This is a genomic window from Latilactobacillus sakei subsp. sakei DSM 20017 = JCM 1157 (assembly GCF_002370355.1).
Taxonomy (GTDB): Bacteria; Bacillota; Bacilli; order Lactobacillales; family Lactobacillaceae; genus Latilactobacillus; species Latilactobacillus sakei.
In genome coordinates, this window is sequence record NZ_AP017929.1 from 1,616,412 (window position 1) to 1,641,846 (window position 25,435).

Sequence of the window (25,435 nt, forward strand, 5' to 3'; positions counted from 1 at the left end):
GCGTGGTGCCTCCTATTCGATAATAAATGTTAATTCTGCGGTACAGGCTTTTTCACCATCAACCGTTGCGATCGCTTTACCGACCCCAATCCGATCTTTTAATTTTTCAAGTGTGACTTTAATTTCAAGTGTGTCGCCAGGGCGAACCACCCGTCTGAATTTAGCCGACTTAACGCCACCAAAAAAGGCTGTCCGCCCTTTAAATTGGTCAAGCGTTAATAAAGCGACTGCCCCAGTTTGGGCCATGGCTTCTAAAATGAAAACACCTGGCAATACTGGATTACCTGGAAAATGGCCTTGGAAAACCGCTTCGTTGATTGACACGTTTTTCCGTGCAATCGCGAATTCACCTGGTTCGAAACTCAATACGCGATCGATTAATAACATCGGATAACGATGGGGTAAAATCGCTTGGATTTCTTGACTATCTAACATGGTTTAGCCTTCTTTCACTTTAAATAGTGGTTGTTGGTATTCAACTAATTCTTCGTTTTGAACGAGGATGTCAGTAATTGTCCCAGCCACCGTACTTTTGACTTCCGTCATCATCTTCATGGCTTCAATCACACAAACGACATCGCCAACCGCTACCGTTTGACCAACCTTCACAAAAGCTGGATCAGCAGGTGCTGGTTGTAAATAAATACTCCCAACAAGCGGTGCTTCAATCGCAACTGTGTCATCGGCAACAGCCACAGGTGCTTCAGGCGCCTCAGTTGGCATACTTGTCATTGGCGTTGTAGGTGTCACTGATGGCGCTACTGACGCGTGTTGCACATCTTGAACGCCTCGTTTATTTAAATAAAGTTTGATATCACTTGTTTCAAGTTGCATTTCTTGGTTGCCTGATTGATTAAACAAGGCCACCATTTCTTTGACTTCATCGTAGTTCATTTAACTAATCGCTCCATTTCTTCAACAACAACACAGCGTTATGGCCACCAAAGCCAAATGAGTTACTCATACCATATTGTGCGTCTGGGGCAGCTAGTGGTGTCTTAATTAAGTTCACGTGACAGTCCGGATCAGTATTTTGTAACCCAACGTTCGGTGGCAAAGTACCGGCTTGTAAAGCACCAATTGTAACGATTGCTTCAAGCGCACCGGCTGCCCCTAATAAATGACCTGTCATACTCTTTGTACTGCTGACAGGAACTGTTCCTTCGTCACCAAAAACACGTGCCAAAGCAGCAGATTCTGCTAACTCATTGGCAACCGTTCCAGTGCCGTGTGCATTAACGTAATCAACATCGGCCGCTGTAATCCCAGCTTCATCAATTGCCATTTGCATTGCACGAGCAGCAACTTCACCATTTGGATTAGGCGATGTCATATGGTAGGCATCACAATTGGTCCCGTATCCTGTGACTTCACCTAAAATGGTCGCATGGCGTGCTTGTGCGTGTTCAAGACTTTCTAAAATTAAAGTGGCGCCACCTTCACCCATCACAAACCCTTTACGGTCTGCGTCAAAAGGTAATGAAGCCCGTGCTGGATCTGTCGCGGTTGATAACGTTGATAACGCCGCGAAACCACCAATCCCAATTTCATTGATTGAGGCTTCAGAACCACCGGTCACCATTACAGTGGCCCGGTTCTCTTTAATTTGACGATAAGCTTCACCAATCGCATTAGCCCCACTTGAACAAGCGGTTACGATCGTTGTACAAATATTTTGCGCACCGATTTCAATGGCGATATTGGCCGCAGCCATATTTCCAATTGATTTAGGCACAAAAAGTGGTGAGATATGATCAGCACCCTTTTCAACCATACGCGTCACTTGTTCTTGAATCGTGGTTAAACCACCAATCCCAGAACCGTAAATGACGCCCATGTCGGCTGGTACGGTATTTTCGTCGTTAATACCGGCTTGTTCGAGTGCTGCTAGTGCACTATCAAGTGCGTATTGTGAAAATAAATCCATTCGCTTTGCTTTTTTCTTGCCGATTCGTAATGCCGGATCAAAATCAAGAACTTCGGCAGCTAATGACACACCTGTTGTGGTTGCATCAAACTTTGTAATGGGGCCAATGCCTAATTCGCCCGCTAGAATCCGGCGTGTAAATGTCTCAACGTCGTTTCCTAAAGGTGCCACAACGCCCATTCCTGTAATTACTACTCTCGTCATCTTAATCCCTCACTTATATTGTCATCCCGCCATCGACAGTCAAAACTTGCCCCGTCAAATAGTCATTTTCTGCTAAAAATAAAGCGGCTGATGCCACTTCATCTGGTTGACCAAAACGCTGTAATGGAATCTGCGTCATAATCGCTTCTTTAACACTCGGTTTTAAGACCGCTGTCATTTCAGTTTCAATCATTCCTGGTGCAATCGCGTTACACCGGACGTTACGCAGAGCGCCTTCTTTGGCGACGGATTGGGTGAACCCAATCACACCCGCTTTACTAGCGGCGTAATTGGCTTGGCCCATATTACCGTGTTGGCCAATCACGCTTGAAAGGTTGATAATACAACCACTGCGTTGGCGTAACATTTTTTTGAAGGCCACTTGGGTCACTCTAAAAGTGCCGACCAAATTGACATCAACGACCGCTTGGAAATCTTCAACAGACATCGCCATCACGAGCTTATCGCGCGTAATACCGGCATTATTCACCAAAACGTCCAATCGACCATAGCATTCAAAGGTTTCTTTAACCAAACGATCAGCGGTATCTGCTGCGGTAATATCGCCTTGTACGAATAAATAGGTCACGCCTAAATCTTCGATTGCTTGGACGAGTTCAGCATCTAATGCTGAACGCGCATTGAGCACGAGTTGATAACCTGCTGCTGCAAATTTAAGGGCAATTGCCCGACCAATACCGCGGCTACCACCAGTAATCACGGCTACTTTTTCATTTGAAGTCATTAATGTGCGCCTTCTTTCAAGGCAGCCACGACAGTTTCAAACTGTGCGCTACTGCTAATATTAAATCGGTCTAATTGAGGGACCGTTTGACGTGCAAACTTGCTAAGTGCGTTGCCCGGCCCCACTTCAATAACCGTTGTCACCTCTTGCTTAGCCAATTGTGTCAGACCAGTCGCAAAATGAGTTGGTTGATACATCTGTGCAGTTAAGGTTGCTTGTAAGCTAGTAACTTCAAAAGGTTGTTCAGTTGTATTACTGATCACGGGATAAACGCCCTCTTTAAAAGTGACTTGCGCCAGTGCTTGTTCAAATTGATGCGCCGTTTCTTCAAATAAAGCGGTATGAAACGCCCCTTTAACGGGTAACGGAATCACTTTAGGTGCTACTTCAAGCGTTTCAAATAACGTTGTTAACGCCTGAATCCCACTTTGAGTCCCACCAACGACGATTTGTTTGGGCGAATTGTAATTCGCAATCGTCACCGTTTCACCAGTCTTTTGAATCGTCTCACAAGCTGCTTGAATTTGATTAATATCAGGTTTTAAAATCGCAATCATCGCGCCAGGATGTGCTTCAACAGTCGCTTGCATTAAAGCACCACGCTTGGCAACTAGCGGTAAACCGGTCGTCAAATCAAGCATGCCACTGGCAATCAATGCTGAATATTCCCCTAAGCTAAGCCCTAAGGCACCAGCTGTTAAGATCCCCGTATCTGTTAACATGCGGCTAATCCCAACGCTCATAGCCACGATCGCCGGTTGCGCATAACGCGTTTGACCTAATAAATCAGCATCATTCATGATTTTTTGTAAATCAAGTTGTGTCAGCTGACTCGCTTGGTCAATCGTGTCGTGGTAAATGGGATAATCTTGATATAAATCATTCCCCATCCCAACGGCTTCGCTACCTTGACCGCTCATTAAAAGTCCAATTTTAACCATCATCTGTGCTCCTTTAGATTGCTAAATGTCCATTTTGAAACTGACTCTTGTGCTTAACGATATTTGTCAAATCAGCGATTTCATCGCCAATTCGCCAAATGCGGTTAATGCTCAGAGTCAAACCGTTTCAAACGCACGCTTTATTTGTTCATTGTTTTTTCGATATAGTCAACAACGTTTTGAACCGTTACGATTGATTCGTCTGGATCTAATTTAAGTTCCATGTCATCTTCTAATTGATTCATTACTTCAAAGATATCTAAGCTATCTGCATCTAAATCTTCACGGATGTTCGTTGTAGGTGTTACTTGGCTTTCTTCAACGTCTAATTGTTCTGCGATAACTGCTTGTACTTTTTTTAAGATGTCTGCTTGTGTCATGATTAAAACCCCTTATAATTAATTAATTTTTTAGTTTATTTTTAATAACGAATAATTTGAATGCCGATGGTTAACCCACCGCCAAAACCACAGAGCACGCATACATCGCCGCGCTTAACGTGGTTTGTTTCGACTTGTTCCGCTAATAATAGTGGAATACTGGCAGCCGAAGTATTACCGTAGTGCTGTAAATTCATTGGAAACTTGGTTAGCGGTTGATCCAACATGCTAGCCATTTTTGTAATCAAGCGTGAATTCGCTTGGTGGACTAAGAAGTGATCGATTTGATCAAGTGTCAAACCGGCTTCTAAGACCGCTGCTTCAATTGCTTTGGGTACGCGCCGAGTTGAAAATTGGTAGATTGCTTTACCGGTCATTTTGAAAAAATCAATCCCGACTTGCGTTTGACCAACCTGGCCAAAATTAGGCCGTTTAACCGGTGCGTAACCTGAAACTAATTGGTCACTTTCCGTCCCAATCGTGATCAGCTTTTCACTGACCCAACTCTCTTGGTCAGCGGTAGTGCCTTGTAACAAGACACCCGCAGCGCCATCACCGAATAAAACGGCGGTACTACGGTCTGACCAATCAAGCATTTTGGAAATAACTTCGCCACCGATGACCAAAACGTAATCATCTGGCGTCTGTACGTATCCTCGCGCAGCAGATAGTGCATAGGTAAAGCCGGAACAAGCGGCGCTAATATCAAACGCAAACGCTTGGTCAGCCCCTAATCGCCCCTGCACAATAGCTGCTGTTGAAGGTGTGTAATAATCCGGCGTCATCGTCGCAACGATAATCGCGTTAATTTGTGAAACTGCGATACCGCTCTTGTCCAATAACGTTTGTGCTACGCGTAAGCATAAATCAGACGTATTTTCCGTTTCCGAAATCCGTCTTTCTAAAATACCTGTTCGACTTTCAATCCATTCATTAGAAGTTTCCATAATGGCCGTTAAATCGTCGTTAGTCACAATGTTGGCGGGTAAAGCACTTGCCGTTTCAATTATTTTAAAGGCCATTTGTTAACCTCTACTTTTTTCCGAGGAGATCATCACGCGGGGCCACAACAAAGGTTAGCTCCGCTTCACAAACCATTTGACCATTAACAGTCGCATTGGTTTGGACAACTCCCATATTTTCTTTTTTCTTAGTTAATTTAACTGTGAAGACGATTTGATCACCGGGCCGAACCGTTTGATGGAACAAAACGTTTTTAGCAGCGCCTAGGTAAGCTGTCTTCCCAAAGAATTCTGGTGATTTTAGAATTAATATTGAAGCTGTCTGTGCCAAAGCTTCAATCATTAATGTATTTGGCATCTGTGGTGAATCGGGACGATAGCCAAGCATGAATTGCTCATTAATCGTGACGTTCTTGATTGCGACCACTTCTTCACCAGGTACTAACGACTCAACAGTATCAATATAAATAATTGGGTACCGATTTGGAATTAGCGCCATAATCTCAGTTGTATTTAAGAGTGTCATAATGCCTCCCCATTGATTATTTAAAAATGTAATACGGCGTATCACATTTCCATTCATGAACAATACCATATGTTTTTTTTGAAGTCAATTCGACTTTAAAACATATTTTACGTTGAAATATCGCATAAGGTGGCGGAAAAGCCGATTTAACGCGATTTGTTTATGTCGTATACAATAAAATTTTTAAATGAATAAAATACGAAAAAATCCCCCAATCATTCGGTAGCAGCCAAAATGATTGGAGGATTGTTTTTTATATTCTTGCGCTTAATTATTCAACGCTAGCCACTGTTTCTTGGTCATCTTCGTGAAGTGTTCTTGACGTGTATCATCTAATAATGGGTTATACATTTCATCAATCGTCAATTCTGGTTGGAAACCTAATTTTTCTTGGGCGCGCTTTGATTGTTGGTTACCGTCATAATAACCACACCAAATATTATCAAGTTTAAGCGTTTCAAAACCATATGCCAAAATCGCTTTTGATGCTTCAGGGATTAAACCTTGGCCCCAATATGGGACACCAATCCAATAACCAATTTCGGCATCATTCTCACCCATAAAGGGTTGTCCACCACCATTTTTAACTAATTCTAAACCAACACTACCGATTGCGTGTTGTGGTGTGGTTTTCAAATTAACTGAATAGATTCCTTCTGCCATTAAATAGTTTTGAATGAGTTCGCGACTATTAGCGACGCTAGTGTGCACTGGCCAACCGGCGATGGGGCCAATCGCTGGATCCTTTGCATATTCATAGATTGCTTGATCATCCGTCAATTCAAATGGTCTGAGGATTAAGCGTTGTGTTTCAAGTTGCATATTATTGTACCTGCCTTTTTCCTAGTATTTTAACCGCTAAGTGTTTGCCTGGGCTCAAAAAAGTGCCCCGCGTTTCAATGCCAATTAACGGTAAGTTTTGGTGAGTCGTGATGGCTGACAAGGCGCTATCAAATTCCGTGCCGCTCGCGGCTTCAATTGTCGTGAAGTCATAACAACCGGCGGCAATGTGGTAGTCGCTTGGCGTGGGCGTTGCGATACAAATCGCATAATCCGTTTCGCCAATCACATAATACAGCTGGCGGACCATCAAATCAGGCTGCCAATCAATTGCTTCAACTACCGATAAGTCAAAATCTTGCGCAAATGGTAGCCGTTTTAAAACGCGCAAGTGAATTGTTTGATTGACTCGATAGGTTGTTTCATGAGTCGCTTGTTGTAATTGCTCATCAACGGTTCGCTCTAACGCTTGTAACCGTGCAATTTCTTGTTGCAGCGCTTGTTTTTTATTCAGAAGCATCGTTTGTTCTGGATAATCCGTTGTTAAAATCAACTTTATTTCAGCTACTGATAAATCTAATGCCCGCAAAAATAGAATAAACGATAATTGATAGGCCTCGGCCATACCATATTGCCGATAGCCATTCTCAGCGATTTTCGCTGGCAATAACAACCCCTTATCCTCATAATGCCGAATAGTGTACTGCGTTGTCTTAAATAATTTGGCAAATGCCGAAATCGTCAATAACTTTTCAGCCATCTTCTCACCTCACAAAAAAGTATAAACCCTAGGGTAACCCAAGGGTCAAGAGAATGTTATTCACACCGGCTTACTTTTGAGCATTTACGCTACTTGGCGAATTGGCATCAAAGACGCCGGTTTGACAAGTCTCGTAAAGCGCAGAAAGTTGGTGTGAATAACACGTTTTTGAAAAATGTCACTCCTCACGCCGGACCACTTCAAACGCAGTTTTAGCCACTTCTCGTCCGTTGACAATCAGTGCCACGTTATGTTGCCCTGGATAGTGTTTCCGAGTCGTTAAATCTTTAAAATTAATTTGCCGTTCACCACGTAGCCCCTGGCGACCATCAATTTCTTTTTCCGCTAGCTTAAATAACTTACGCGACTGTTGACCATTGGCCTTCACATAATCTACTGCGTATTCAACCCGAACCAGTAGCTTGGCTTCCGGTCTAAAGCGAATCTGATAGTGAAACGCTAATTTATCACCAATGGCTACAGTTGTCGCGGTTGTTTTGATAGTTGCTGCTAGCACTAACGGCTTTGCTGGACTATCGGCTGCATAACCAAATAAGGTTTGAACCGCCAAGAAATCCTTTCGCAATAACGTCCGGCAACCATGACGAATCACCCAATCAACCGCTTCGGATTGTCCCTGCCACTTTTTAGCCGTTTCAATCACCAATTGTGGGTGGTCCTTAACAATATCGTTTAAATTATTCGCGACGCTGCGTCGAACGTATAGTTCAGGATCATTTTTAAGTCGTTCTAGAATCGCTAAGACCGGTGTCGGATCTTGTTTAAATACCGGTAAAGATTCTCCCCAAGGTAAACGTGGTCGACAGCCTTCACTTGCTAAACGCCGCACATGGGCATTAGCGCTTTGCGCCCATTGTGTCATTTGGCCCATTGCGCGTTTTGGATCCGTTAAAATAAAAGTCCGAATGGCGAACTCCGCTGAAGATTGTTGGGTAAAAATCTCAAGTGCGTGCATTGAAAGCGCCCAATCATCGGAACGTGTGCCATAAACAACAACGAAATCCGGGAAAAAAAGATAGGCAAAGCCCTGACAATCAGGTGCCAGTTGTTCTAAAAGTGCAATCGCTTCTGAATAGTCCTGTGGTAAGAATTGACCGAGTACGATTGCAATCTGACGTGTCCGTTGTTTCAACGTTAAATCGGCCCAATTATCAGCTAGAACGGCCCTCACAAATTGTTGCGCTTTAAAGGGCCGATAAACTTCTTGAACTTGCTGACTAAAGGTCGTCAGGAATGCTTCTGTATAAATATCTTTTAACAATTCAGCCATTAGTAATGCCTCCGTTTTTTCACTTTCTTCTATCATACCGTTCTTAACGGCTAAAAAAAACGCCCATCAATGATGTGCGTTTTTTTGCGATCTAAATTAAAATACCTACCACTTTCACAATTAACATCAAACCATAACCGATAATGATTAATGCGCTAAGGATGTTAACCCACATTAGGAATTTAGGTGAGACCTTATCTCTAAAAATACTAAACAAAATGGCAATGCCGAAGAACCAACTAGCAGTCGCCGTCACAACGCCGATAATAAATGGTAATGATTGACTGGCAGTCATATCGCCCCGTAAGGCCCCCAGCATCAACGTGCCATCAATCAAGGCTTGCGGATTACCCCAAACGGCAATGAAGGCTGTTAAAATTACTTTTTTGAGCGGAATTGGCTGTAATTTACCAAATTCGACGGCCGCCCGCGCGCTCCGTAAAATTGTATAGCCAATCCACAAAATCAACAGCCCGCCGACACCCATAATCGTATACTTAATAATCTCATTTTGAATAATCAACGCACCAATGCCATAAAAGGCCACCACGGAAAAGAGCGCATCAAATAACCAAATAAACAAACTATTTAAAACCGCGCGCCGTGTCGTATTTGACAATGCATTATTAAATACGAAAATATTTTGCATCCCAATTGGTGCGACAAACGCAAACCCAATTAGCATCCCTTTTAAAAAAATCATCCAAATCCTCCTCTAAATCTCATATCCAGTTCTAGTTCACTAAAATGACCTATAAACCTCTACTCTATCTGAATTTAGCGGCGACGTCTAGTCCTTTAAATTAACTTATCATCATTATTCATTATCGGTGTTATCTTAATGGCCGTTATTATCTATACGATTAGTCAATTGTTGGCGATATAATTTACTACACTGCATTAACTATTTTTCTTGTAAAAACGCTTTCTTATCGATACAATAAATATTGAAAGGTGGTTTTAAATTATGGTCAAATTAACGTTATTCGACAACACAAAGATCGTTCTCAAAGATGATGACGTCCTATGCGGAACAGCAGCGGATGCGCCGCGCACTAATAAACTTGCTATTAGGGACTTTCCCCATCAAGATATTGTCGCGTTCATAACGCATTTCATCAAAGAGACGCCTTTATTTATTGCGAAGCGCAATCCTGATATTATTTATTCGAGTGCGGATATTATTGAAATATCAATCCGTTCATAACCCAACTATTCAAAAAGAACCCTCAGTTCTGGCTAAACGCCAATACTGAGGGCTCTTTTTTTAGAAATAATCTGAGAAATAAGGTTGTTCAACCGGAATAATATTCTCTAAGTTTTTAAGCGTTTGTTTTGTGGCCTGCAGGCGTTCAATTTTAGCTAAATATGATGGGCGTCGGTAACTCATTAACATGGTCGTCAACGTTTGAATATCGCAAACAACCTTTTCGCCAACCGGCCGACTCGTAACATGGACTTTTCCTTGCTCGTCCCAATAAACACCAAATGTGCCGTTATTCCATTCAGCTAGTGGATCCGTTAATTCAATATGGAAGGCTTGCCCGTCCGTTTCAAACGGATAAGCTTGTAAGAATTCCTTAGCATCAACAATCCGCGCCATGAAATAAGGTTTAATAGTCTGCTCAATATCCCCATCATCCAATAGGAACGTAATTGGTTCATCTTGATAGAGATTGCCCTTAACGTGGTCGACCATTGAATAATGCGCACCGATAAAGTTCCACAAACCAATTCGTGCTTCTTGATTCAAATAAATCATTTCTTTAATATGGAAGACTTCGTTAGCGATCCAATAAAGCACGTAGCCAGTTGGTTCTTCGTTTTCATCATAATAAACGCCGGCAATCCGTTCTTCTTCGTTTTCCCAACGCCAATATTCATCCCAATTTAACTCATTGCGAATCATAGCGCCATGATTGCGAAGCGCGAATTTATCATACATCATAATCACATCAGCATCGTCAATGTCCAAACGTTCAACATGCCCGTTAACGGGTTGTTGCTTGGGTAATTGACTATCGCGAATATCATAAGTCAGATGATCGGACATAATCTCCCAGCCCTTTTTACGGTAAAAAGGAATGCTGTAAGGATAGAGATAGGAAATCCATTGTTTATTTTGCCGCATTTGGTCTAAGCCGACTTTTACTAAATCATGCATTAAACCGTGGCCGGCATATTCTGGATAGGTGCCCACACCGGTTAACCCAGCCATTTTAAAAATTTTTCCATGAATATTAACTTCACAAGGATAAATTGCGAGTTGGGAAATTAATTCATCGCCATTAAACCAACCAATCACATCTGATTTTTCTAAGACCGGCCGTTTAGCACGTTCTAGTTCGCCTTCTTCATAACCACTATCAGAAACTTCCTGATCGGTTACCTGGAAAACATATCGTAATAAGTCATTAAATTGTTCTAAATACTCGATTGTCACGGGTCTAATTTCTAAATTAGCTCGCTGGTCAGCCATTGTTTCGCCTCATTTTTATTTAATCGTTTTTCTTATTATACACTACTTAGCACTTGTCATGAATGTGTACGGCGTTAAATCCGCCATTCCAATCATCGGGTCAATCTGATGACCACTCACCAAGGCTGGTGTTAATTCATAATTAGCAGGTGCTTCTTGAATTGTTTCTTCGCTGTCATCTGCATCGTCCACTAATGCCAATTGTTCTGGCGCCGCTTCTTTAGCCGGCGTTGGCTTTTCAACAGCCGGTTTAGCTTCCGTTAAACCAACACTTGCAGTTTTGACCGCTTGGCTCACCTTTTCACCATTAAAGACGCTGATAATCCGTTCTTTAAGCGTTGTTTGTCGGTTTGCGGATAATTCCTTAGCTGCTTTATCAAAAGCACTTGGTTCCCCAATTAAAATCAATAAGGACCGCGCCCGTGTCACTGCTGTATACAACAAGTTCCGTTTCAGCATCCGCTGGTATTGGTTAACCAATGGTAGAATTACCATTTCAAATTCAGAACCTTGAGCCTTATGAATCGACGTACAATACGCCAACGTAATTTTATGCCATTCCGTCCGTTTATAGGTAATTTCGGTACTATCAAAGGCAATCGTTAACTCGTCCATCTTGTCATCACTATCTTTAGCATACGTAATCCCGGTTATTTGCCCAATTTCACCGTTAAAGACGTTTAATTCCGGACTATTAACCAGATGTAAAATCTTATCGCCAATCCGGTAATGAACATTGCCTAAACTAACTTGTTTCTTACGATCATCGACCTTCGGATTCATGATATTTTGAATCATTGGATTTAATTGATCAATTCCGGCTGCCCCACGATACATCGGTGCTAGCACTTGAATGTCCTTCGTCTCAAAACCCCGTTCTTTTGCTTTAGTGACCACTTGTTTAATCACTGATTCAATCTGATAAGGACTGCACTGAATAAAGCTCCGATCCTTTTGCGGTTGGAGTAAATCAGCTGGTAGTTGGCCCTGATTAATCTCATGGGCTAGCGGAATAATCGTCGACTCATCGTCTTGTCGGTAGATTTGTTGCAGTTCGATTGCCGGAATTGCCTGACTCTGCAGTAAATCAAAAAAGACTTGCCCCGCGCCAACTGATGGCAACTGATCTTTATCACCAACAAAGACGACTTGCATATTGCTAGGCACCGCTCGAATCAGCGATCTAAAGAGGTACGTATCAACCATCGACATTTCATCGACAATTAATAAGCCGCCTTCTAGTTCCTTACTATCGATATCAGGATTATTTTCACGGCCCGTAATCCCTAACAAACGATGAATCGTGCTAGCTGGCAAGCCAGTTGTTTCACTCATCCGTTTAGCGGCTCGCCCGGTGGGTGCCGCCAATAAAATTGGGAATGGTGTGTCTTTATATTCGTTGATATCAAGCGAAAGACCGTTTAACTCAGCAAATAAAGTCACAATCCCATTAATAATCGTTGTTTTCCCCGTACCAGGGCCCCCCGTTAGTAGAAAGGCTCTGTGCGTCATCGCCAATTTGATTGCATTTTTTTGAACACCATCATAGCTCATCTTAAAACGTTTTTCGAGCCGGCGAATTTCTTTATCCAGATCATGTTTAGGATAACTAATTTTATCCCGTTCATTTTCAATCCGCATCAAGTGGTTCGCAATTTGCCATTCCGCGTTGTACAAACCATTCGGATAAATCCGATTTTCATCTCCGACCACTTTGCCGTCGTGTGCCAAGACCATTAATTGCTCTGCCACTAAATTCGGATCAATCGCCACGTTCCGTGCCTGTTCCATCAATTGAATGCTGGCTGCTAATAACGGCTTCGCCTGAGTGAACGTATCACCCGCTTGATTTGTCAGTTCGTTCAAGGCTTGCATCAGCGCCCCTTGAATCCGTGCTGGCGAATCGGCTGCAAAGCCAATTTTCTCGGCTAAATTATCCGCCCGTTTAAACCCAATACCGGCAATGTCGGCCACTAGTTGATAAGGATTTTCTTGAATAATCTTCAAGGTATCTTCGTGATAAGTCTGATAGATATTATAGGCCATCGAGCTCCCAAAACCGTAATTATTGAGGCCAATGATAATTTGTTCCATCCCATTATTAATCGTCAACGTTTCAACCAACGTCGCTTGTTTCTTATCATTTAAACCCAGCGGCGCTAAAACGGTTGAATCCGCTAAGATCTTATCAATCGCGTCTAATCCTAAGGTATCGACAATCTTCTCTGCCGTTTTTTGACCGATGCCGGCAAATTTTTCGCCAGATAAATAGGCGACTAAGCCAGTCTTAGTCGTCGGTTGGTCAACCTGATAGTTGTCAGCTTGAAATTGTTGACCGTATTTAGGATGGGTGATGACTTTGCCATAAAACGTATAGCGTTCGTCTTCTTTAATCTCACCAAAACTACCAGTCACGACAATCTCTGGCTCGTGCCAATCAATTGTCTTATGGGCAATTTTAATCAAGAGAATCTTAAAAAAGTTACCGGGATTCTCGTAAAAAACACTTTGGACCGTTCCGGTAACGGTTGGTTTATTATCGACCGTATTTTCTGTTTCCAAAATCGCCATCCCTATTATTTCTGATCTTTGGCGCGCATAAAGCCTTCAATATCAATCAGTTGTTGTTTATTTTTTTCAAAGTATGCTGGATCTAATGTTTTGGCACGTTCAAAATATGACTGGCTTTCTCGACCAAGAACTAGCTGCGTTAAACCATATTTGAAAACTGCTTCGCCGTTTTGAGCGTCAATGCGATGTGCATTTTTAAAGTAGGTTTGTGCTTGATCAAAATCGCCTAAACTAATCAAAATATTACCGACTAGGATATTAGCATCTAATTGATCTGGTTGTTTTTCCTGAACAGTGAGTGCAAAGGCCATTGCCCGAGCGTTTTGTTCCAATTGATGATAAGTTTGTGCCAACATATATTGCGCATCTAGTGCTTGGGTCTCCTTCACCAATTGCGAGAAAGTGGTCTCAGCTTGTTGATAAGCTTCAGCTTGATAATAGAGTGTCCCGAGTGCATATTGGAGCGCGTCGTTTTCTGGGAATTGCGTTAGCGCTTTTTGTAAAAGCTCTTCAGCTTGTTCATAATCTTTGAGGGTCGTCAAAAAAGTCGCTAGTGTGACGTACGCTTCGATATCAGTGGGTGTTTTTTCTAAATAATCAACTAGCTGTTGAACGGCTTCTTCGTGTTGGCCAGCTGCCCATTTTTTTAAAATTTCGGGTTTCATCAAATCATCTCCTAAATGGTATCTGACGCAGAAAGTGTGCGGCTTAAAAAGGCCGTTTCGTTCCAATCCAATAGTTCAAATGACTGACCTTGATCAGTCGTTTTTAACGTTGTGACAGATGAGTTCGTTAAACCACCGTGGGCACGAATATCTGCCAAGGGTGTTTTTAATAACGCCTGAATCATGGCAACTAATGCCGCTCCGTGACTCACAATTAAAATCTGATCGTCTGGTTTAGCCGTGGCCATAATCTGCGCAATCGCCGCAGTTGTACGTTTGATTACTTGCGGGAAGCTTTCACCATTAATGACGCTCGCATCATATTCAGCTGGTGCTTCGCGGAAAGTCCGTAACGTTTCCGGGAAACGTTCCTGAACTTCAGTAAAATACATGCCTTCCATTAAACCAAGGTCAAATTCGTGGAGGCCATCGACCACCGTGATTGGAAAATCTTGGTGTAAATCTTGTTTAAGAGTTGCTGACGTCACGCGCGTGCGCTTCATTGGACTTGTATAGAGATGGGCAAACTGAATGTCTTTTAAATAGTTAGCTAATTCACCGATTTCCGTATAACTAGAAGCCAGTAGTGGTGAATCACCATTCGCACCTTGATAGCGCCCTGCCAAATTCCATTCAGTTTTACCGTGACGTACAAAATATAAGGTTGTCATACACTTTCTCCTCAAAATAACTTACTTTTCATTATGAAAGAGTCATCGCCCAAATTCAAGTCTATCCTATTAAAAGGTTGTTTTTTATAACAAAAAAGGCACTGGGGAAAATTTTCCCCAGCACCTTTAAAAGCGTCTCACGCATTTTTTGATTAATGACTTTCAGCGACAGCTTTCATTGCAATTGCGTTGACGTAGTTCAATGGTTGATCGTAGTTAGGTTGGAAGAACATATCAACCATTGCTAATTGATCAATTGTCATCTTCGTTTGGATGGCCATTGAAATGACGTTAGCTGCTTGTGCAATATCATATTGACTTGTAAATGAGCCCCCTAAAACTTGGCGCGTCTTAGGATCCCATGTTAAGTTCATCAAAACAGGTGTTGTTGATGGCATAAAGTCTGGGCGATAATCTTCAGTCAAAGTAGTTGTTGCAACTGCCATCCCGCGGACCTTAGCGCCTTCAACTGTCAAACCACTACCAGAATATGTCCGACCGAACAATTCAACGGCTGATGTTGCTTGTGTGCCCATATATTTTTCAGTTGGTGTTTCGATATTGCGACCAATTAACAAGCCTTGGCGAACAGCATTAGTTGCCAATGGAATGTAATCTGCTTTTTGCGTTGGGTTATAGTATACAGCAGCTGAATCGCCGGCAGCATAGACACCTTTAACAGATGTTTGCATATATTCATCAGTTGTAATCGCACCGTTGCCTAGCATTTCAACTTGATCCTTGAAGAGGCCAGTATTTGGTCTGAAACCAACACATAAGATTGCAAGATCAGCTGTGTATTCGTTCTTATCAGTCTTAACAGTTACTTGATCAGTACCTGAGAAGCTAACTACTTTTTCGCTTAAGGCTAATTGAACACCGTGATCTCTGTAATCTTGTTCAACAATCTCAGAGATATTAGGATCAAAGTTTTTACCAAGTGCATGTGGTAAAGCATCTATCAAGGTTACTTTTTTATCAGTTGTCGCATAAGCTTCAGCCAATTCAGCACCAATGTAACCAGAACCGATGACAATGACGCTCTTCACATCAGGTGCACTCTTCTTCAATTCGTTAGCATGTTCCCAGTTTTTACATAATTTAACGTTGGGATTATCAATACCTTCGATTGGTGGAATCACTGGTGATGAACCAGTTGTGACAATAATTTTATCAAATTTTTCAATTGTTTCTTCAGAAGTCACTAAGTTCTTAACGTGTAAGACTTTCTCTTTCAAGTCTGCCTTCAAGACAGTGTGTTGCATCTTCATATGTGCACCCAATTGGGCTAACATTTCTGGACTTGAATAGAACATTTTTTTAGGATCAGAGACGTGGCCACCTACCCAAAGCGCAATCCCACAAGATAGAAATGATAAATTATCATGTGTTTCATAAACAGTGACATCCCAATCAGGGTGTGCTGTTAATGTTGCTTGTGTTGCAAAGGTTCCTGCGTGTGTACAACCAATTACTGCTACTTTCATAGTGTTGCCTCCTAAATAATATAAAAACGATTTCATCGTCAGTTTTTGTGAAACATCACGCAATCAGCGTGTAATTATATTGTACGCTATTTAGTTCTAAATTGTCAATTTTGACCCGCTATTTATTTGATTTCACAAGCAAAACTGGTTATTTATATGTTATTTAATTGATACATTGTGATTTTATTCTAAAAAAGGACGTTAATGGTTAAGTTCGCCCATTAACGTCCTTTCTGTTATTGAATTAGCGCATGAATCAAAGTAACTTTTTGCGCTTTTGAACCAACCTTAATATTATCGTAGAGCAAGTCCTTAATGGCTTCAATGTCTTCTCGGTTACTATAAATCGTCAATAGACTCTCACCTTTTTGAACGGGGTCTCCGATTTTTTTGTGTAAGACTAATCCGACAGCATAATCAATCTCATCGGTTTTCGCCTGCCGGCCACCGCCAAGTAACATGCTGGCAATTCCCATTTCATTAGCGGTCATTTCAGTCACATAACCGTTTTCTTTAGCAGGTAATTCGATTTGATATTGTGCTTGTGGCATTAATTTTGGATTTTCAATAACGGCAGGATCACCACCTTGATAAATAATCATTTGGCGAAAGGCTTCGAGTGCTCGACCATCGTCGATCACGCCTTGTAGTAATTGACGTGCTTCATCCAAGGTACTTGCCTTTCCAGCCAAGACGACCATTTGACTGCCTAACGTTAAGATTAGTTCTGTAATATCGGCTGGTCCTTCTCCTTTTAAGATGGCGATTGATTCTTCGATTTCTAGCGCATTCCCAATCGCATTGCCCAAAGGTTGATTCATATCAGAAATAACGGCCATACATTGCATCCCCACACTACGCCCAATGTTAACGAGGGCTTGTGCCAATTCCTTAGCGTCTTCTTCAGTCTTCATAAAGGCTCCGGAACCAGTCTTAACGTCCAATACTAACGCATCGGTGCCTGAAGCAATCTTCTTACTCATGATTGACCCTGCAATTAACGGAATCGAATCAACCGTATCAGTCACATCTCTGAGTGCATAAATTTTCTTGTCAGCGGGGGCAATATTACCGGTTGCGCCAATAATCGCAAGTTTAATCTCCGCCACTTGCTTTTTAAAGGCTTCTTCTGTTAACGAAATGTTAAAGTTTGGAATCGCTTCCAATTTATCCAATGTGCCACCAGTATGGCCTAAACCACGCCCCGAAATCATCGGAATTGGAATCCCCAACGCTGCAATCATTGGTGCAAGTGGAATACTGGTCTTATCACCGACACCACCAGTTGAATGCTTGTCGACTTTGATACCGTCAATCATCGAAAGATCTAATTGATCGCCCGAACGCATCATCGTCATGGTCAACAACGCCCGTTCGTCATCAGTCATGTCATTAAAATAAATCGCCATCAGTAACGCACTTGCTTGGTAGTCTGGAATCGTCCCATCTGTATACCCATCAATAAAGAATTGGATTTCTTCTGCCGTTAGGGCGCCACCTTGTCGCTTATGATCAATGATATCAACCATTCTCATGCTAATCACTCCTTCTTATTAGTCAGGGGCAATCAATGCTTGGGCTGTATGCACATCAATAATTAAACAATTTGCATAGTGCCCCGCTAATGCGCCTTTAATAGCCGCAATTTTTTGTTGCCCGCCTGCTACTAAAATACTATGTTCCTTCGTCTTCAAATCCGCGAGTTGAATCCCAACGGTTCGCTGATCAATCGCTGCACATGTCACTTGACCACTCGTGTTATAAAAACGTGAGCAAATATCGCCAACCGCTTTTTGTTGCAGCACAGCTTGTTCTTCCTTATTAAAATAACCCGTTTGAAAGAGTAAGGCCTCATCCCGAACCGTGCCGACCGTATAAATCGCGATGTTCGCTTGCTTGCCCATCTCAATCATCCGTCTAATATGGCGATCTTCCATGACAACATCGTGCGTCGTTTGGTTGCCAAAAACAACCGGTAACGGCAAGACATGCGGCGCTGTATGGAAAGCCGTCCCAAATTTCATCAGGACTTCTTCGGCATAAACCGGTGTTGGGGTGTAAGTGACACTCCCTTTTAATTCAATAATATTAACGTTTTGAGCCGTTTGTTCTTTCAGTGCTAGCGCCACTTGATTTAACGTCTTGCCCCAACTGACACCGATTAAATCATTGTCTTTAACAATCGACGTCAGATAATCCGCCGCATACTGCCCAAGTTGGACAATTGTTTGTTGGTAATCGGAGACATCTGTATAAACGACGTGCACCTCAGGTAAATCATATTTTTGTTGAATTAACGTTTCTAATGCTTGTGCACTGGCATAAGGATCAACGATTTCAATCCGGACAATCCCAATTTCTTTAGCATATTGCAAAAGTCGTGAGACAGTTGGTCTAGAAATCGCCAGTTTTTTTGCGATTTCTTCCTGGCTCATATTGGCTTTGTAATATAAATTAGCAACAGCTAAACTTTGTTGCGTTTTTTTTATGCGACTCAATTTCTACCATGATTTGAACCTCTATTCATCAAATTCATTACATCAAAAAAGTATTACAAATCAATTCTAATAGAAAAAGCATCGCTAAGCCAACTAAAGTCCAATTTAATTGTCGTGTTTTGTGGCCCGCCCACTTCACAATTGGATAAAAGACGAAACCAAATGCTAACCCTGTTGAAATTGAACCTGTTAATGGGATCAAAACAATCATTAAAAAGGCTGGAAACCATTCTGTAAAATCTTGCAAATCAATTGCTTGGACCTGCATCATCATCAAAGCACCGGTAATAATAATGACTGGTGCAATGGCTGCTTGGGGCACAAAGCGCAACAACGGAATAAAGAAAAGTGCGCCTAAAAATAATGTGCCCGCCGTAAAGGCCGTGATGCCAGTTCGACCACCACTTTCAATCCCCGAAGCACTTTCAGCAGCTGCAACGGTGGGACTGGTCCCTAAGAAACCAGAGAGTAAAGTCGTTACCGCACTTGCTTGAAATGCGCGTTTAAATTGTTGCTGATCGGTCAATAAACCTTCTAATAAGCCCATCGATTCAAAAACTAAGATCATGGTCATTGAAAAAACCGCCAATCCAAATTTTAGCGTCCATAAAGAACTAAAATCACCTTGCATTAAAAGTTGCGGATAGTCACGGATTTGACTAATCGTAATCTGGGTTGTTGCTTGTGGGACAAGTTTAAAAATCCCCGCGAGCCCACTGATTAAGAAAATGCCGACGATAAAACTCCCTGGTGTTTGTCTTAAATACAATACGAGCGTAACGGTCAACCCTAAAAGGGCTAACAGTGGTGTTGCTTGACTCAAATCACCTAATGCGAGCAACGACTGTGTACCGCCCGAGCGAATCAGTTCGGCTTTTTCGAGTCCTAAAACAACTAGGAATAGCCCAATACCAACCGTAATCCCCGCTTTTAACGATGCTGGGATTAAAGCGGATAAACGCTCACTAAGAGATGTAAAGGCAATCCCGACATAGATAAAACTACTGAAAAAAGAAATAGCCACGGCTTGTTGCCAAGTCAAATGCATCCCAACCACTAGGGTATACGTGAAAAAGGCATTAACGCCCATTCCAGGTGTCAAAACAATTGGGGCCTTAGCCCAAATTCCCATGATAAAACAGCCAATTGCTGATGAAAAAATCGTGGCGAACACACTAAGATTAGCCGGAATCCCCGCATCCTTTAAAATCATTGGATTAACAATAATGATGTATGAAATCGCGAAGAAACTTGTGATGCCTGCTAAAATTTCTGTTCGCACTTGATTTTTATGTCCCACCTGGAATGCCATTTTTCTAAAAACTCCCTTTCAAATTACCAAACGAATAAACCAACAGTCGCTGCTGATAATAATGACACTAAAATACCAGAAAGCAACATGTAACCAACGTTTTTAGCAATTAAATTATTCTTTGATTTATCGACTAAGCCCTTGAAAGCGCCGATAATCATGCCGACTGTTGAGAAGTTGGCAAACGAGGTCATGAAGACCGTTAGAATTGCCTTGTAATGTGGGGCAAAATCGCCAATCGTATTTGTCACTTTACCCATTACAACAAATTCATTTGTCACTAACTTAGTTCCCATAAATTGCGCGAATTCAAAAGCGTGACTAACATCTAAGCCCATCAACCAAGCAAATGGGAACATGATAATCCCTAAAAGATGTTCCAATGTAATCCAAGGATTGATCAATTGTAAGATTTTATCAATCAAAGCGGCTAATGCCACAAAGGCAATAACGTTGGCCGTAATAATCAAGACTAACTTACCAGCGTTCAAGATTGAATCCCCTAAAAATGAAAAGAAGGGTTCTTTCCCTTGTACGTCTACTTGTTCGTCAGAAGTATCAGACCCACTACCACTCATCGTTGCAATCGTATCTTCTTCCGGTGTTACTTCAACCGGATTCAAGATATTAGTAACAATAATTGCGTTAATAATATTAATTGGAATCGCGGTTAAAATAAATTGCCCCGGCATCATTTGTGTATAAGCCCCAATAATGGATGCCGTCACACAGCTCATTGACATCATGGCTAACGTTAAGTTCCGTTCGCCTTTCATCTGTTTGAGTTGTAATGCTGAAACAGCCAAAGCTTCAGTGTTTCCCAAAAACATCATTTCAACTGCAAAAAATGATTCGAACTTTGGTTGACCCGTTACTTTTGATAAGCCACGCCCTAACCATTTAATGATCCATGGTAAAACACCGATATACGTCAAAATATCGAATAACGGGATAATCATTAGAATTGGTAACAAGACACTCGTCACAAAATCCATTTGCTTAACAGCTACCCAACTTGGTAAAGCAAAGGCAATTCCGGTATAAGCGACTTGGACCAACCAATTAAAGCCATTGGCCGCTCCCATAACGATGTTGCGTCCAATCGGAAAGCCGGTTAAAAACCACGCTAGAAAAAGATCGATTGCCATCATAATGCCAATTGAACGCCATTTAATCTGCGACTTTTTTTTCGAGAATAAAAAGGCCAAACCGACAAAGACAATTAAACCGATAATATTCACTAAAAGATACATTTCGTCCCCTACTTCCCTGTTTTAAGCAATACCAGCTTCCAATGCAACCGTTATCATTTCGTTAAACGATTTTTCGCGTTCTTCAGCTGAGGTTTCTTCTCCTGTAATGATGTGATTACTAATCGTCAACACGGCTAATGCCTGGACGTTAAACTTCGCTGCCAACATATAAAGTGCCGCGGCTTCCATTTCAGAACCTAAAACACCATATTGGATTAGCTTTTGTCGATCAATTTCATCGTTGTAAAAACGATCCTCTGACAAGATATTACCAACCTTAACCGCAATTCGTGCTTGTTGGGCTGCTTGGTAAGCCTTCATTAAGAGTTTAAAATCAGCCGTCGGTGCATAATACAATCCGGCACCAAATGTATTTTGAATAATAGCAGAATCTGTACTTGCGGATTGGGCAATCACAACGTCTCTGACGTGAACATCAGTCCCTAATCCGCCACAAGTGCCAACGCGGATTAACCGTTTAACACCATAAAATTGAATTAATTCATTAGCGTAAATTGAGATGGATGGAATCCCCATACCAGAAGCTTGGACTGAAATGGCTTGTCCTTTGTAATAACCAGTATAACCAAATGCATTCCGAATTGTATTATAGCGGTGCACATCTGTTAAAAACGTTTCAGCGATATATTTAGCGCGCAATGGATCACCAGGCAATAAAACAGTTTCCGCAATATCCCCTTGTTGGGCTTCAATATGTGTACTCATAGAAATAACGCCTCCATTATTTTAATTGTGTTAAAAAGCTTGTACCAACTTCTCCTGCTGGACAATCAAAGTTTTCTAAAATCGTCGCCCCTAAATCGGCAAAAGTTGATCGAACGCCAAGTGATTGATTCCCTGCTAAACGAGATGAATAAGCTAACAATGGGACGTATTCACGCGTATGATCAGTCCCTCTGAAACCAGGATCGTTGCCATGGTCAGCAGTGATGAGTAACAAGTCATCGGGTTTTAAAACAGCTAGTAATTCGCCTAATTGTTGATCAAATGCCATTAAAGCGGCCCCGTACCCTTCTGGATTACGGCGATGACCATACATCGCATCAAAATCAACTAAATTTGTAAAACTAAATCCGGTGAAATCGGTTTGTGCATTTTTGATGGTTTGGACCATTCCATCGTGATTACTTTCTGTATGGACACCGCTTGTAATCCCTTTACCAGAAAAGATATCATTAATCTTACCCACTGCAAGGACATCCAAGCCAGCTGCCTTCAAACGATCCATATCAGTCGTCCCAGTTGGTTCTAATGTATAATCATGCCGATCTGAGGTCCGTTCAAAATGGTCTTTGTCTTGCCCCTTAAACGGACGTGCGATGACGCGGCCAATTCGGTATGGCTTTTCAATTGTTATTTGCCGGGCATATTCGCAAATTCGATATAATTCCTCAAGCGCAATGACCGCTTCATTAGCGGCAATTTGTAAGACGGAATCGCCTGATGTATAAACAATTAAAGCGCCTGTTGCGAGTTGTTCTTCGCCATAATCCCGAATCACATCAGTGCCTGAATAGGGCCGATTAACAATTACGGAACGACCACTAAAAGCAGCTAGTTTTTGAATTAATTCGTTGGGAAAGCCATTGGGGAAAAAGCCAAGTGGTTCTTTAACTGGTAAACCCATCATTTCCCAATGACCATCCATACTATCTTTACCAACTGAAGTTTCTTGCATCTTACCAAAATAACCCAAAGCTGGTTGCGCCGCAGGGACACCCTTAATCGGATCAGATGCACGAATATTACCTAATCCTAATTTTTGTAAGTTAGGTAACTTAAATTGTTCACCGTAAAACGCACCAATATGCCCAAGTGTGTCGGCACCGACATCATTAAAGTTAGCAGCATCACTCGCTTCACCAATACCAGCTGAATCTAAGACAACTGTAAAAACCCGTTTGAATTGCATATTTGCTCGCTCCTTTTATTTACTGTTCATGATTTTAACACCGGCACTTGCGCCTAATCGATTTGCACCAGCTGCAATCATTGCTTCAGCATCTTCTTTTGAATGAATACCGCCAGATGCCTTAACCCCTAACCGATCGCCAACAACTGAACGCATTAAAGTAACATCTGCAACCGTTGCGCCACCAGTCGAGAAACCAGTTGATGTTTTAACAAAATCAGCACCCGCTTTTTCAGATAATTCACAAGCACGTCGTTTTTCCTCATCCGATAATAGACAAGTTTCAATAATAACCTTCACGTGTTTTTGAGCAGCATGGCCTGCTTTGACAACGGCTTGAATATCACTTAGCACTTGTTCATCGTGACCCGCTTTCAATTCACCAACATTGATGACCATGTCTAATTCATCAGCGCCATTTTCAATGGCATCTTGTGCTTCAAAAACTTTAGTAGCTGTCGTTGTTGCACCCAAAGGAAAGCCAATAACAGTCACAACTTTAACATCGCTATCTTGAAGTGCCTCACTAGCACGCTTCACCCAATATGGATTTAAACAAACAGATGCAAATTGATATGTTTTTGCTTCTGCGATAATTTGGTCTACTTGAGTCATTGTTGCCTCAGGTTTTAATAATGTATGATCGATATATTTTGCTAAGTTCATAATTAGCGCCTCCTTGTTTTGTTAACGCTTTCAATTTAACACCGTTTTGAACATTTGTAAACACATATCTTGAAATTATGTAAAATTCACAATAAAAAAGAAGCGATACCAGAATTATCTTTGGCATCGCTTCTTCTTAATATGTCATAGTGCTATTAATTAGACGTATTGTAAAACTTGCTTGTCAGCATCATCGTTAGCGACTTTGTAAGCCACGTCGATTGTGCCGCCACCTAAACATTCTGCGCCGTCGTAGAAAACAACAGCTTGTCCGGGTGTAATAGCGCGCACTGGCGCATCGAAGACAACTGTGGCAGTTGTCTCTGAAGTCATGTGAACTGTTACGCCAACATCTTGTTGACGATAACGGAACTTCGCTGTGCAATGGAAATCTGTGCCGTGATCAACTGGTGTGATCCAAGTCATCTTACTTGCATCCAATTGGTCAGCATAGAGTAACTCGTTATGGTAGCCTTGGCCAACATACAGAATATTTTGCTCTAAGTCTTTACCGACAACAAACCATGGGTCGTTTGATTCGCCACCGCCACCGATACCAAGACCAGAACGTTGACCGATTGTGTAGTACATCAAACCATCATGTGTGCCTTTTTCAAGACCGTCGACAGTCATCATCTTACCTGGTTGTGCTGGTAAGTATTCGCCTAAGAATTGCTTAAAGTTCCGTTCGCCGATGAAACAAATCCCAGTTGAGTCCTTCTTCTTAGCAGTTGCTAAGCCAGCTTCTTCAGCTAAACGACGGACTTCTGATTTTTGCATGTGACCGATTGGGAACATTGATTTTTGTAATTGATCTTGAGAAAGAGCGCTCAAGAAGTATGTTTGATCTTTATTGCTATCACCGCCACGCAACATGTGGGCAATGCCGTTTTCATCGCGTTCGATCTGAGCATAGTGGCCCATTGCGATAAAGTCAGCATCAAGTTCCATTGCGTAATCTAAGAAAGCCTTGAATTTCACTTCTTTGTTACACATAACATCAGGATTAGGTGTTCTACCGTGCTTATATTCGTCTAAGAAATATTCGAACACGCGATCCCAGTATTCCTTTTCGAAGTTAACGGAATAATAAGGAATGCCAATTTTAGAAGCAACCTTGGCAACATCCTCATAATCTTCCGTTGCGGTACAGACACCATTTTCATCCGTATCGTCCCAATTTTTCATGAAAACACCAATAACATCATAACCTTGTTGCTTTAACAATAAGGCTGTTACTGATGAGTCCACTCCGCCGCTCATACCAACGACGACTCGTGTATTACTGTGGTCAACCACAATATCACCATCATTTCAAATAGATTCTAGTTTTCTACGATTTGAAGGTCGTGAATTCCAGTACTACCATTATAGCAATCCTCGC

The 25,435-nt window shown here is 41.9% G+C and carries 26 protein-coding genes; 1 reads left to right on the plus strand and 25 read right to left on the minus strand.

The features are described from left to right. Nucleotides 1-12: 12 nt before the first annotated feature. From fabZ (LEUCM_RS08065) to LEUCM_RS08120, 12 genes are all read right to left on the minus strand, one after another. A complete protein-coding gene (gene fabZ, locus LEUCM_RS08065) occupies nucleotides 13-435 on the minus strand; it encodes a 3-hydroxyacyl-ACP dehydratase FabZ (RefSeq protein WP_011374525.1) in 423 nt (140 codons plus the stop codon). 3 nt (nucleotides 436-438) lie between these two features. Then, nucleotides 439-894: an acetyl-CoA carboxylase biotin carboxyl carrier protein gene (accB, locus tag LEUCM_RS08070; protein ID WP_016265002.1), complete on the minus strand. Its 456-nt coding sequence runs from the start codon at nucleotides 892-894 to the stop codon at nucleotides 439-441. A 4-nt stretch (nucleotides 895-898) separates the two neighbouring features. Then, on the minus strand, nucleotides 899-2,131 hold the full coding sequence (fabF, locus tag LEUCM_RS08075) for a beta-ketoacyl-ACP synthase II (protein WP_025015824.1): 1,233 nt from the start codon (nucleotides 2,129-2,131) through the stop codon (nucleotides 899-901). Between the two features lie 13 nt (nucleotides 2,132-2,144). Further along, complete coding sequence (gene fabG, locus LEUCM_RS08080; protein ID WP_016265000.1) at nucleotides 2,145-2,876, minus strand: 3-oxoacyl-[acyl-carrier-protein] reductase; 732 nt, start codon at nucleotides 2,874-2,876, stop codon at nucleotides 2,145-2,147. Next, on the minus strand, nucleotides 2,876-3,820 hold the full coding sequence (locus LEUCM_RS08085; protein ID WP_016264999.1) for an ACP S-malonyltransferase: 945 nt from the start codon (nucleotides 3,818-3,820) through the stop codon (nucleotides 2,876-2,878). The genes fabG and LEUCM_RS08085 overlap by 1 nt, the downstream gene beginning before the upstream one ends. 137 nt (nucleotides 3,821-3,957) lie before the next feature. Continuing rightward, nucleotides 3,958-4,197 carry an acyl carrier protein gene (locus tag LEUCM_RS08090; protein WP_016264998.1) on the minus strand — a complete coding sequence of 80 codons (240 nt, stop codon included), beginning with the start codon at nucleotides 4,195-4,197 and terminating at the stop codon, nucleotides 3,958-3,960. A gap of 41 nt (nucleotides 4,198-4,238) precedes the next feature. Continuing rightward, the gene (locus tag LEUCM_RS08095) at nucleotides 4,239-5,219 is read right to left on the minus strand and encodes a beta-ketoacyl-ACP synthase III (RefSeq protein WP_016264997.1); all 981 of its coding nucleotides are present in this window, start codon (nucleotides 5,217-5,219) and stop codon (nucleotides 4,239-4,241) included. Nucleotides 5,220-5,229: 10 nt separating this feature from the next. Further along, entirely contained in the window at nucleotides 5,230-5,685 is a 456-nt protein-coding gene (gene fabZ, locus LEUCM_RS08100) for a 3-hydroxyacyl-ACP dehydratase FabZ (RefSeq protein ID WP_016264996.1), read from the minus strand. Nucleotides 5,686-5,952: 267 nt separating this feature from the next. Then, a complete protein-coding gene (locus tag LEUCM_RS08105; RefSeq protein ID WP_016264995.1) occupies nucleotides 5,953-6,507 on the minus strand; it encodes a GNAT family N-acetyltransferase in 555 nt (184 codons plus the stop codon). 1 nt (nucleotide 6,508) lies between these two features. Beyond that, entirely contained in the window at nucleotides 6,509-7,225 is a 717-nt protein-coding gene (locus LEUCM_RS08110; RefSeq protein WP_016264994.1) for a MerR family transcriptional regulator, read from the minus strand. Between the two features lie 178 nt (nucleotides 7,226-7,403). Further along, nucleotides 7,404-8,516 carry a DNA alkylation repair protein gene (locus LEUCM_RS08115; RefSeq protein ID WP_016264993.1) on the minus strand — a complete coding sequence of 371 codons (1,113 nt, stop codon included), beginning with the start codon at nucleotides 8,514-8,516 and terminating at the stop codon, nucleotides 7,404-7,406. 91 nt (nucleotides 8,517-8,607) lie between these two features. Further along, nucleotides 8,608-9,219: a LysE/ArgO family amino acid transporter gene (locus tag LEUCM_RS08120; protein ID WP_016264992.1), complete on the minus strand. Its 612-nt coding sequence runs from the start codon at nucleotides 9,217-9,219 to the stop codon at nucleotides 8,608-8,610. Nucleotides 9,220-9,483: 264 nt separating this feature from the next. Here LEUCM_RS08120 and LEUCM_RS08125 point away from each other — a divergent pair, with 264 nt between their 5' ends. After that, nucleotides 9,484-9,723 (plus strand): hypothetical protein, encoded by a 240-nt coding sequence (locus LEUCM_RS08125; RefSeq protein ID WP_011374513.1) that lies wholly within the window; start codon nucleotides 9,484-9,486, stop codon nucleotides 9,721-9,723. A gap of 60 nt (nucleotides 9,724-9,783) precedes the next feature. On the opposite strand, the gene LEUCM_RS08130 is transcribed toward LEUCM_RS08125, so the two are convergent. The 13 genes from LEUCM_RS08130 to mnmA all read right to left on the minus strand — a co-directional run bounded on the left by LEUCM_RS08130 (nucleotide 9,784) and on the right by mnmA (nucleotide 25,350). Further along, nucleotides 9,784-10,995 carry a GNAT family N-acetyltransferase gene (locus tag LEUCM_RS08130; protein ID WP_011374512.1) on the minus strand — a complete coding sequence of 404 codons (1,212 nt, stop codon included), beginning with the start codon at nucleotides 10,993-10,995 and terminating at the stop codon, nucleotides 9,784-9,786. Between the two features lie 42 nt (nucleotides 10,996-11,037). Beyond that, nucleotides 11,038-13,566, minus strand: coding sequence for an SF1B family DNA helicase RecD2 (gene recD2 / locus LEUCM_RS08135; RefSeq protein ID WP_056936400.1), 2,529 nt, complete (start codon nucleotides 13,564-13,566; stop codon nucleotides 11,038-11,040). Nucleotides 13,567-13,571: 5 nt separating this feature from the next. After that, nucleotides 13,572-14,231: a tetratricopeptide repeat protein gene (locus tag LEUCM_RS08140; protein ID WP_016264989.1), complete on the minus strand. Its 660-nt coding sequence runs from the start codon at nucleotides 14,229-14,231 to the stop codon at nucleotides 13,572-13,574. A gap of 11 nt (nucleotides 14,232-14,242) precedes the next feature. Continuing rightward, entirely contained in the window at nucleotides 14,243-14,902 is a 660-nt protein-coding gene (locus LEUCM_RS08145; protein ID WP_016264988.1) for a histidine phosphatase family protein, read from the minus strand. 152 nt (nucleotides 14,903-15,054) lie between these two features. Continuing rightward, nucleotides 15,055-16,389 (minus strand): FAD-dependent oxidoreductase, encoded by a 1,335-nt coding sequence (locus tag LEUCM_RS08150; protein ID WP_025015827.1) that lies wholly within the window; start codon nucleotides 16,387-16,389, stop codon nucleotides 15,055-15,057. A gap of 236 nt (nucleotides 16,390-16,625) precedes the next feature. Next, a complete protein-coding gene (locus LEUCM_RS08155) occupies nucleotides 16,626-17,924 on the minus strand; it encodes a pyrimidine-nucleoside phosphorylase (RefSeq protein ID WP_016264986.1) in 1,299 nt (432 codons plus the stop codon). Between the two features lie 18 nt (nucleotides 17,925-17,942). Further along, nucleotides 17,943-18,824, minus strand: coding sequence for a sugar-binding transcriptional regulator (locus LEUCM_RS08160; RefSeq protein ID WP_371861457.1), 882 nt, complete (start codon nucleotides 18,822-18,824; stop codon nucleotides 17,943-17,945). 100 nt (nucleotides 18,825-18,924) lie between these two features. After that, nucleotides 18,925-20,199: an NCS2 family permease gene (locus LEUCM_RS08165; protein ID WP_016264984.1), complete on the minus strand. Its 1,275-nt coding sequence runs from the start codon at nucleotides 20,197-20,199 to the stop codon at nucleotides 18,925-18,927. A 23-nt stretch (nucleotides 20,200-20,222) separates the two neighbouring features. Further along, nucleotides 20,223-21,452, minus strand: a complete 1,230-nt coding sequence (locus LEUCM_RS08170; protein WP_025015829.1) for a NupC/NupG family nucleoside CNT transporter — start codon at nucleotides 21,450-21,452, stop codon at nucleotides 20,223-20,225. 21 nt (nucleotides 21,453-21,473) lie between these two features. After that, the gene (gene deoD / locus LEUCM_RS08175) at nucleotides 21,474-22,178 is read right to left on the minus strand and encodes a purine-nucleoside phosphorylase (RefSeq protein ID WP_016264982.1); all 705 of its coding nucleotides are present in this window, start codon (nucleotides 22,176-22,178) and stop codon (nucleotides 21,474-21,476) included. Nucleotides 22,179-22,194: 16 nt separating this feature from the next. After that, the gene (locus tag LEUCM_RS08180; RefSeq protein ID WP_025015830.1) at nucleotides 22,195-23,385 is read right to left on the minus strand and encodes a phosphopentomutase; all 1,191 of its coding nucleotides are present in this window, start codon (nucleotides 23,383-23,385) and stop codon (nucleotides 22,195-22,197) included. Nucleotides 23,386-23,400: 15 nt separating this feature from the next. Continuing rightward, nucleotides 23,401-24,051, minus strand: a complete 651-nt coding sequence (gene deoC, locus LEUCM_RS08185) for a deoxyribose-phosphate aldolase (protein WP_016264980.1) — start codon at nucleotides 24,049-24,051, stop codon at nucleotides 23,401-23,403. A 159-nt stretch (nucleotides 24,052-24,210) separates the two neighbouring features. Further along, nucleotides 24,211-25,350 (minus strand): tRNA 2-thiouridine(34) synthase MnmA, encoded by a 1,140-nt coding sequence (gene mnmA / locus LEUCM_RS08190; protein WP_076631886.1) that lies wholly within the window; start codon nucleotides 25,348-25,350, stop codon nucleotides 24,211-24,213. Nucleotides 25,351-25,435: the final 85 nt, after the last annotated feature.

Excerpts from the sequence above, each read along its gene's own strand:
- fabZ (WP_011374525.1), bottom strand. The coding sequence starts at position 435 with ATGTTAGATAGTCAAGAAATCCAAGCGATTTTACCCCATCGTTATCCG.
- accB (WP_016265002.1), bottom strand. The coding sequence starts at position 894 with ATGAACTACGATGAAGTCAAAGAAATGGTGGCCTTGTTTAATCAATCA.
- fabF (WP_025015824.1), bottom strand. The coding sequence starts at position 2,131 with ATGACGAGAGTAGTAATTACAGGAATGGGCGTTGTGGCACCTTTAGGA.
- fabG (WP_016265000.1), bottom strand. The coding sequence starts at position 2,876 with ATGACTTCAAATGAAAAAGTAGCCGTGATTACTGGTGGTAGCCGCGGT.
- LEUCM_RS08085 (WP_016264999.1), bottom strand. The coding sequence starts at position 3,820 with ATGATGGTTAAAATTGGACTTTTAATGAGCGGTCAAGGTAGCGAAGCC.
- LEUCM_RS08090 (WP_016264998.1), bottom strand. The coding sequence starts at position 4,197 with ATGACACAAGCAGACATCTTAAAAAAAGTACAAGCAGTTATCGCAGAA.
- LEUCM_RS08095 (WP_016264997.1), bottom strand. The coding sequence starts at position 5,219 with ATGGCCTTTAAAATAATTGAAACGGCAAGTGCTTTACCCGCCAACATT.
- fabZ (WP_016264996.1), bottom strand. The coding sequence starts at position 5,685 with ATGACACTCTTAAATACAACTGAGATTATGGCGCTAATTCCAAATCGG.
- LEUCM_RS08105 (WP_016264995.1), bottom strand. The coding sequence starts at position 6,507 with ATGCAACTTGAAACACAACGCTTAATCCTCAGACCATTTGAATTGACG.
- LEUCM_RS08110 (WP_016264994.1), bottom strand. The coding sequence starts at position 7,225 with ATGGCTGAAAAGTTATTGACGATTTCGGCATTTGCCAAATTATTTAAG.
- LEUCM_RS08115 (WP_016264993.1), bottom strand. The coding sequence starts at position 8,516 with ATGGCTGAATTGTTAAAAGATATTTATACAGAAGCATTCCTGACGACC.
- LEUCM_RS08120 (WP_016264992.1), bottom strand. The coding sequence starts at position 9,219 with ATGATTTTTTTAAAAGGGATGCTAATTGGGTTTGCGTTTGTCGCACCA.
- LEUCM_RS08125 (WP_011374513.1), top strand. The coding sequence starts at position 9,484 with ATGGTCAAATTAACGTTATTCGACAACACAAAGATCGTTCTCAAAGAT.
- LEUCM_RS08130 (WP_011374512.1), bottom strand. The coding sequence starts at position 10,995 with ATGGCTGACCAGCGAGCTAATTTAGAAATTAGACCCGTGACAATCGAG.
- recD2 (WP_056936400.1), bottom strand. The coding sequence starts at position 13,566 with ATGGCGATTTTGGAAACAGAAAATACGGTCGATAATAAACCAACCGTT.
- LEUCM_RS08140 (WP_016264989.1), bottom strand. The coding sequence starts at position 14,231 with ATGAAACCCGAAATTTTAAAAAAATGGGCAGCTGGCCAACACGAAGAA.
- LEUCM_RS08145 (WP_016264988.1), bottom strand. The coding sequence starts at position 14,902 with ATGACAACCTTATATTTTGTACGTCACGGTAAAACTGAATGGAATTTG.
- LEUCM_RS08150 (WP_025015827.1), bottom strand. The coding sequence starts at position 16,389 with ATGAAAGTAGCAGTAATTGGTTGTACACACGCAGGAACCTTTGCAACA.
- LEUCM_RS08155 (WP_016264986.1), bottom strand. The coding sequence starts at position 17,924 with ATGAGAATGGTTGATATCATTGATCATAAGCGACAAGGTGGCGCCCTA.
- LEUCM_RS08160 (WP_371861457.1), bottom strand. The coding sequence starts at position 18,824 with ATGAGCCAGGAAGAAATCGCAAAAAAACTGGCGATTTCTAGACCAACT.
- LEUCM_RS08165 (WP_016264984.1), bottom strand. The coding sequence starts at position 20,199 with ATGGCATTCCAGGTGGGACATAAAAATCAAGTGCGAACAGAAATTTTA.
- LEUCM_RS08170 (WP_025015829.1), bottom strand. The coding sequence starts at position 21,452 with ATGTATCTTTTAGTGAATATTATCGGTTTAATTGTCTTTGTCGGTTTG.
- deoD (WP_016264982.1), bottom strand. The coding sequence starts at position 22,178 with ATGAGTACACATATTGAAGCCCAACAAGGGGATATTGCGGAAACTGTT.
- LEUCM_RS08180 (WP_025015830.1), bottom strand. The coding sequence starts at position 23,385 with ATGCAATTCAAACGGGTTTTTACAGTTGTCTTAGATTCAGCTGGTATT.
- deoC (WP_016264980.1), bottom strand. The coding sequence starts at position 24,051 with ATGAACTTAGCAAAATATATCGATCATACATTATTAAAACCTGAGGCA.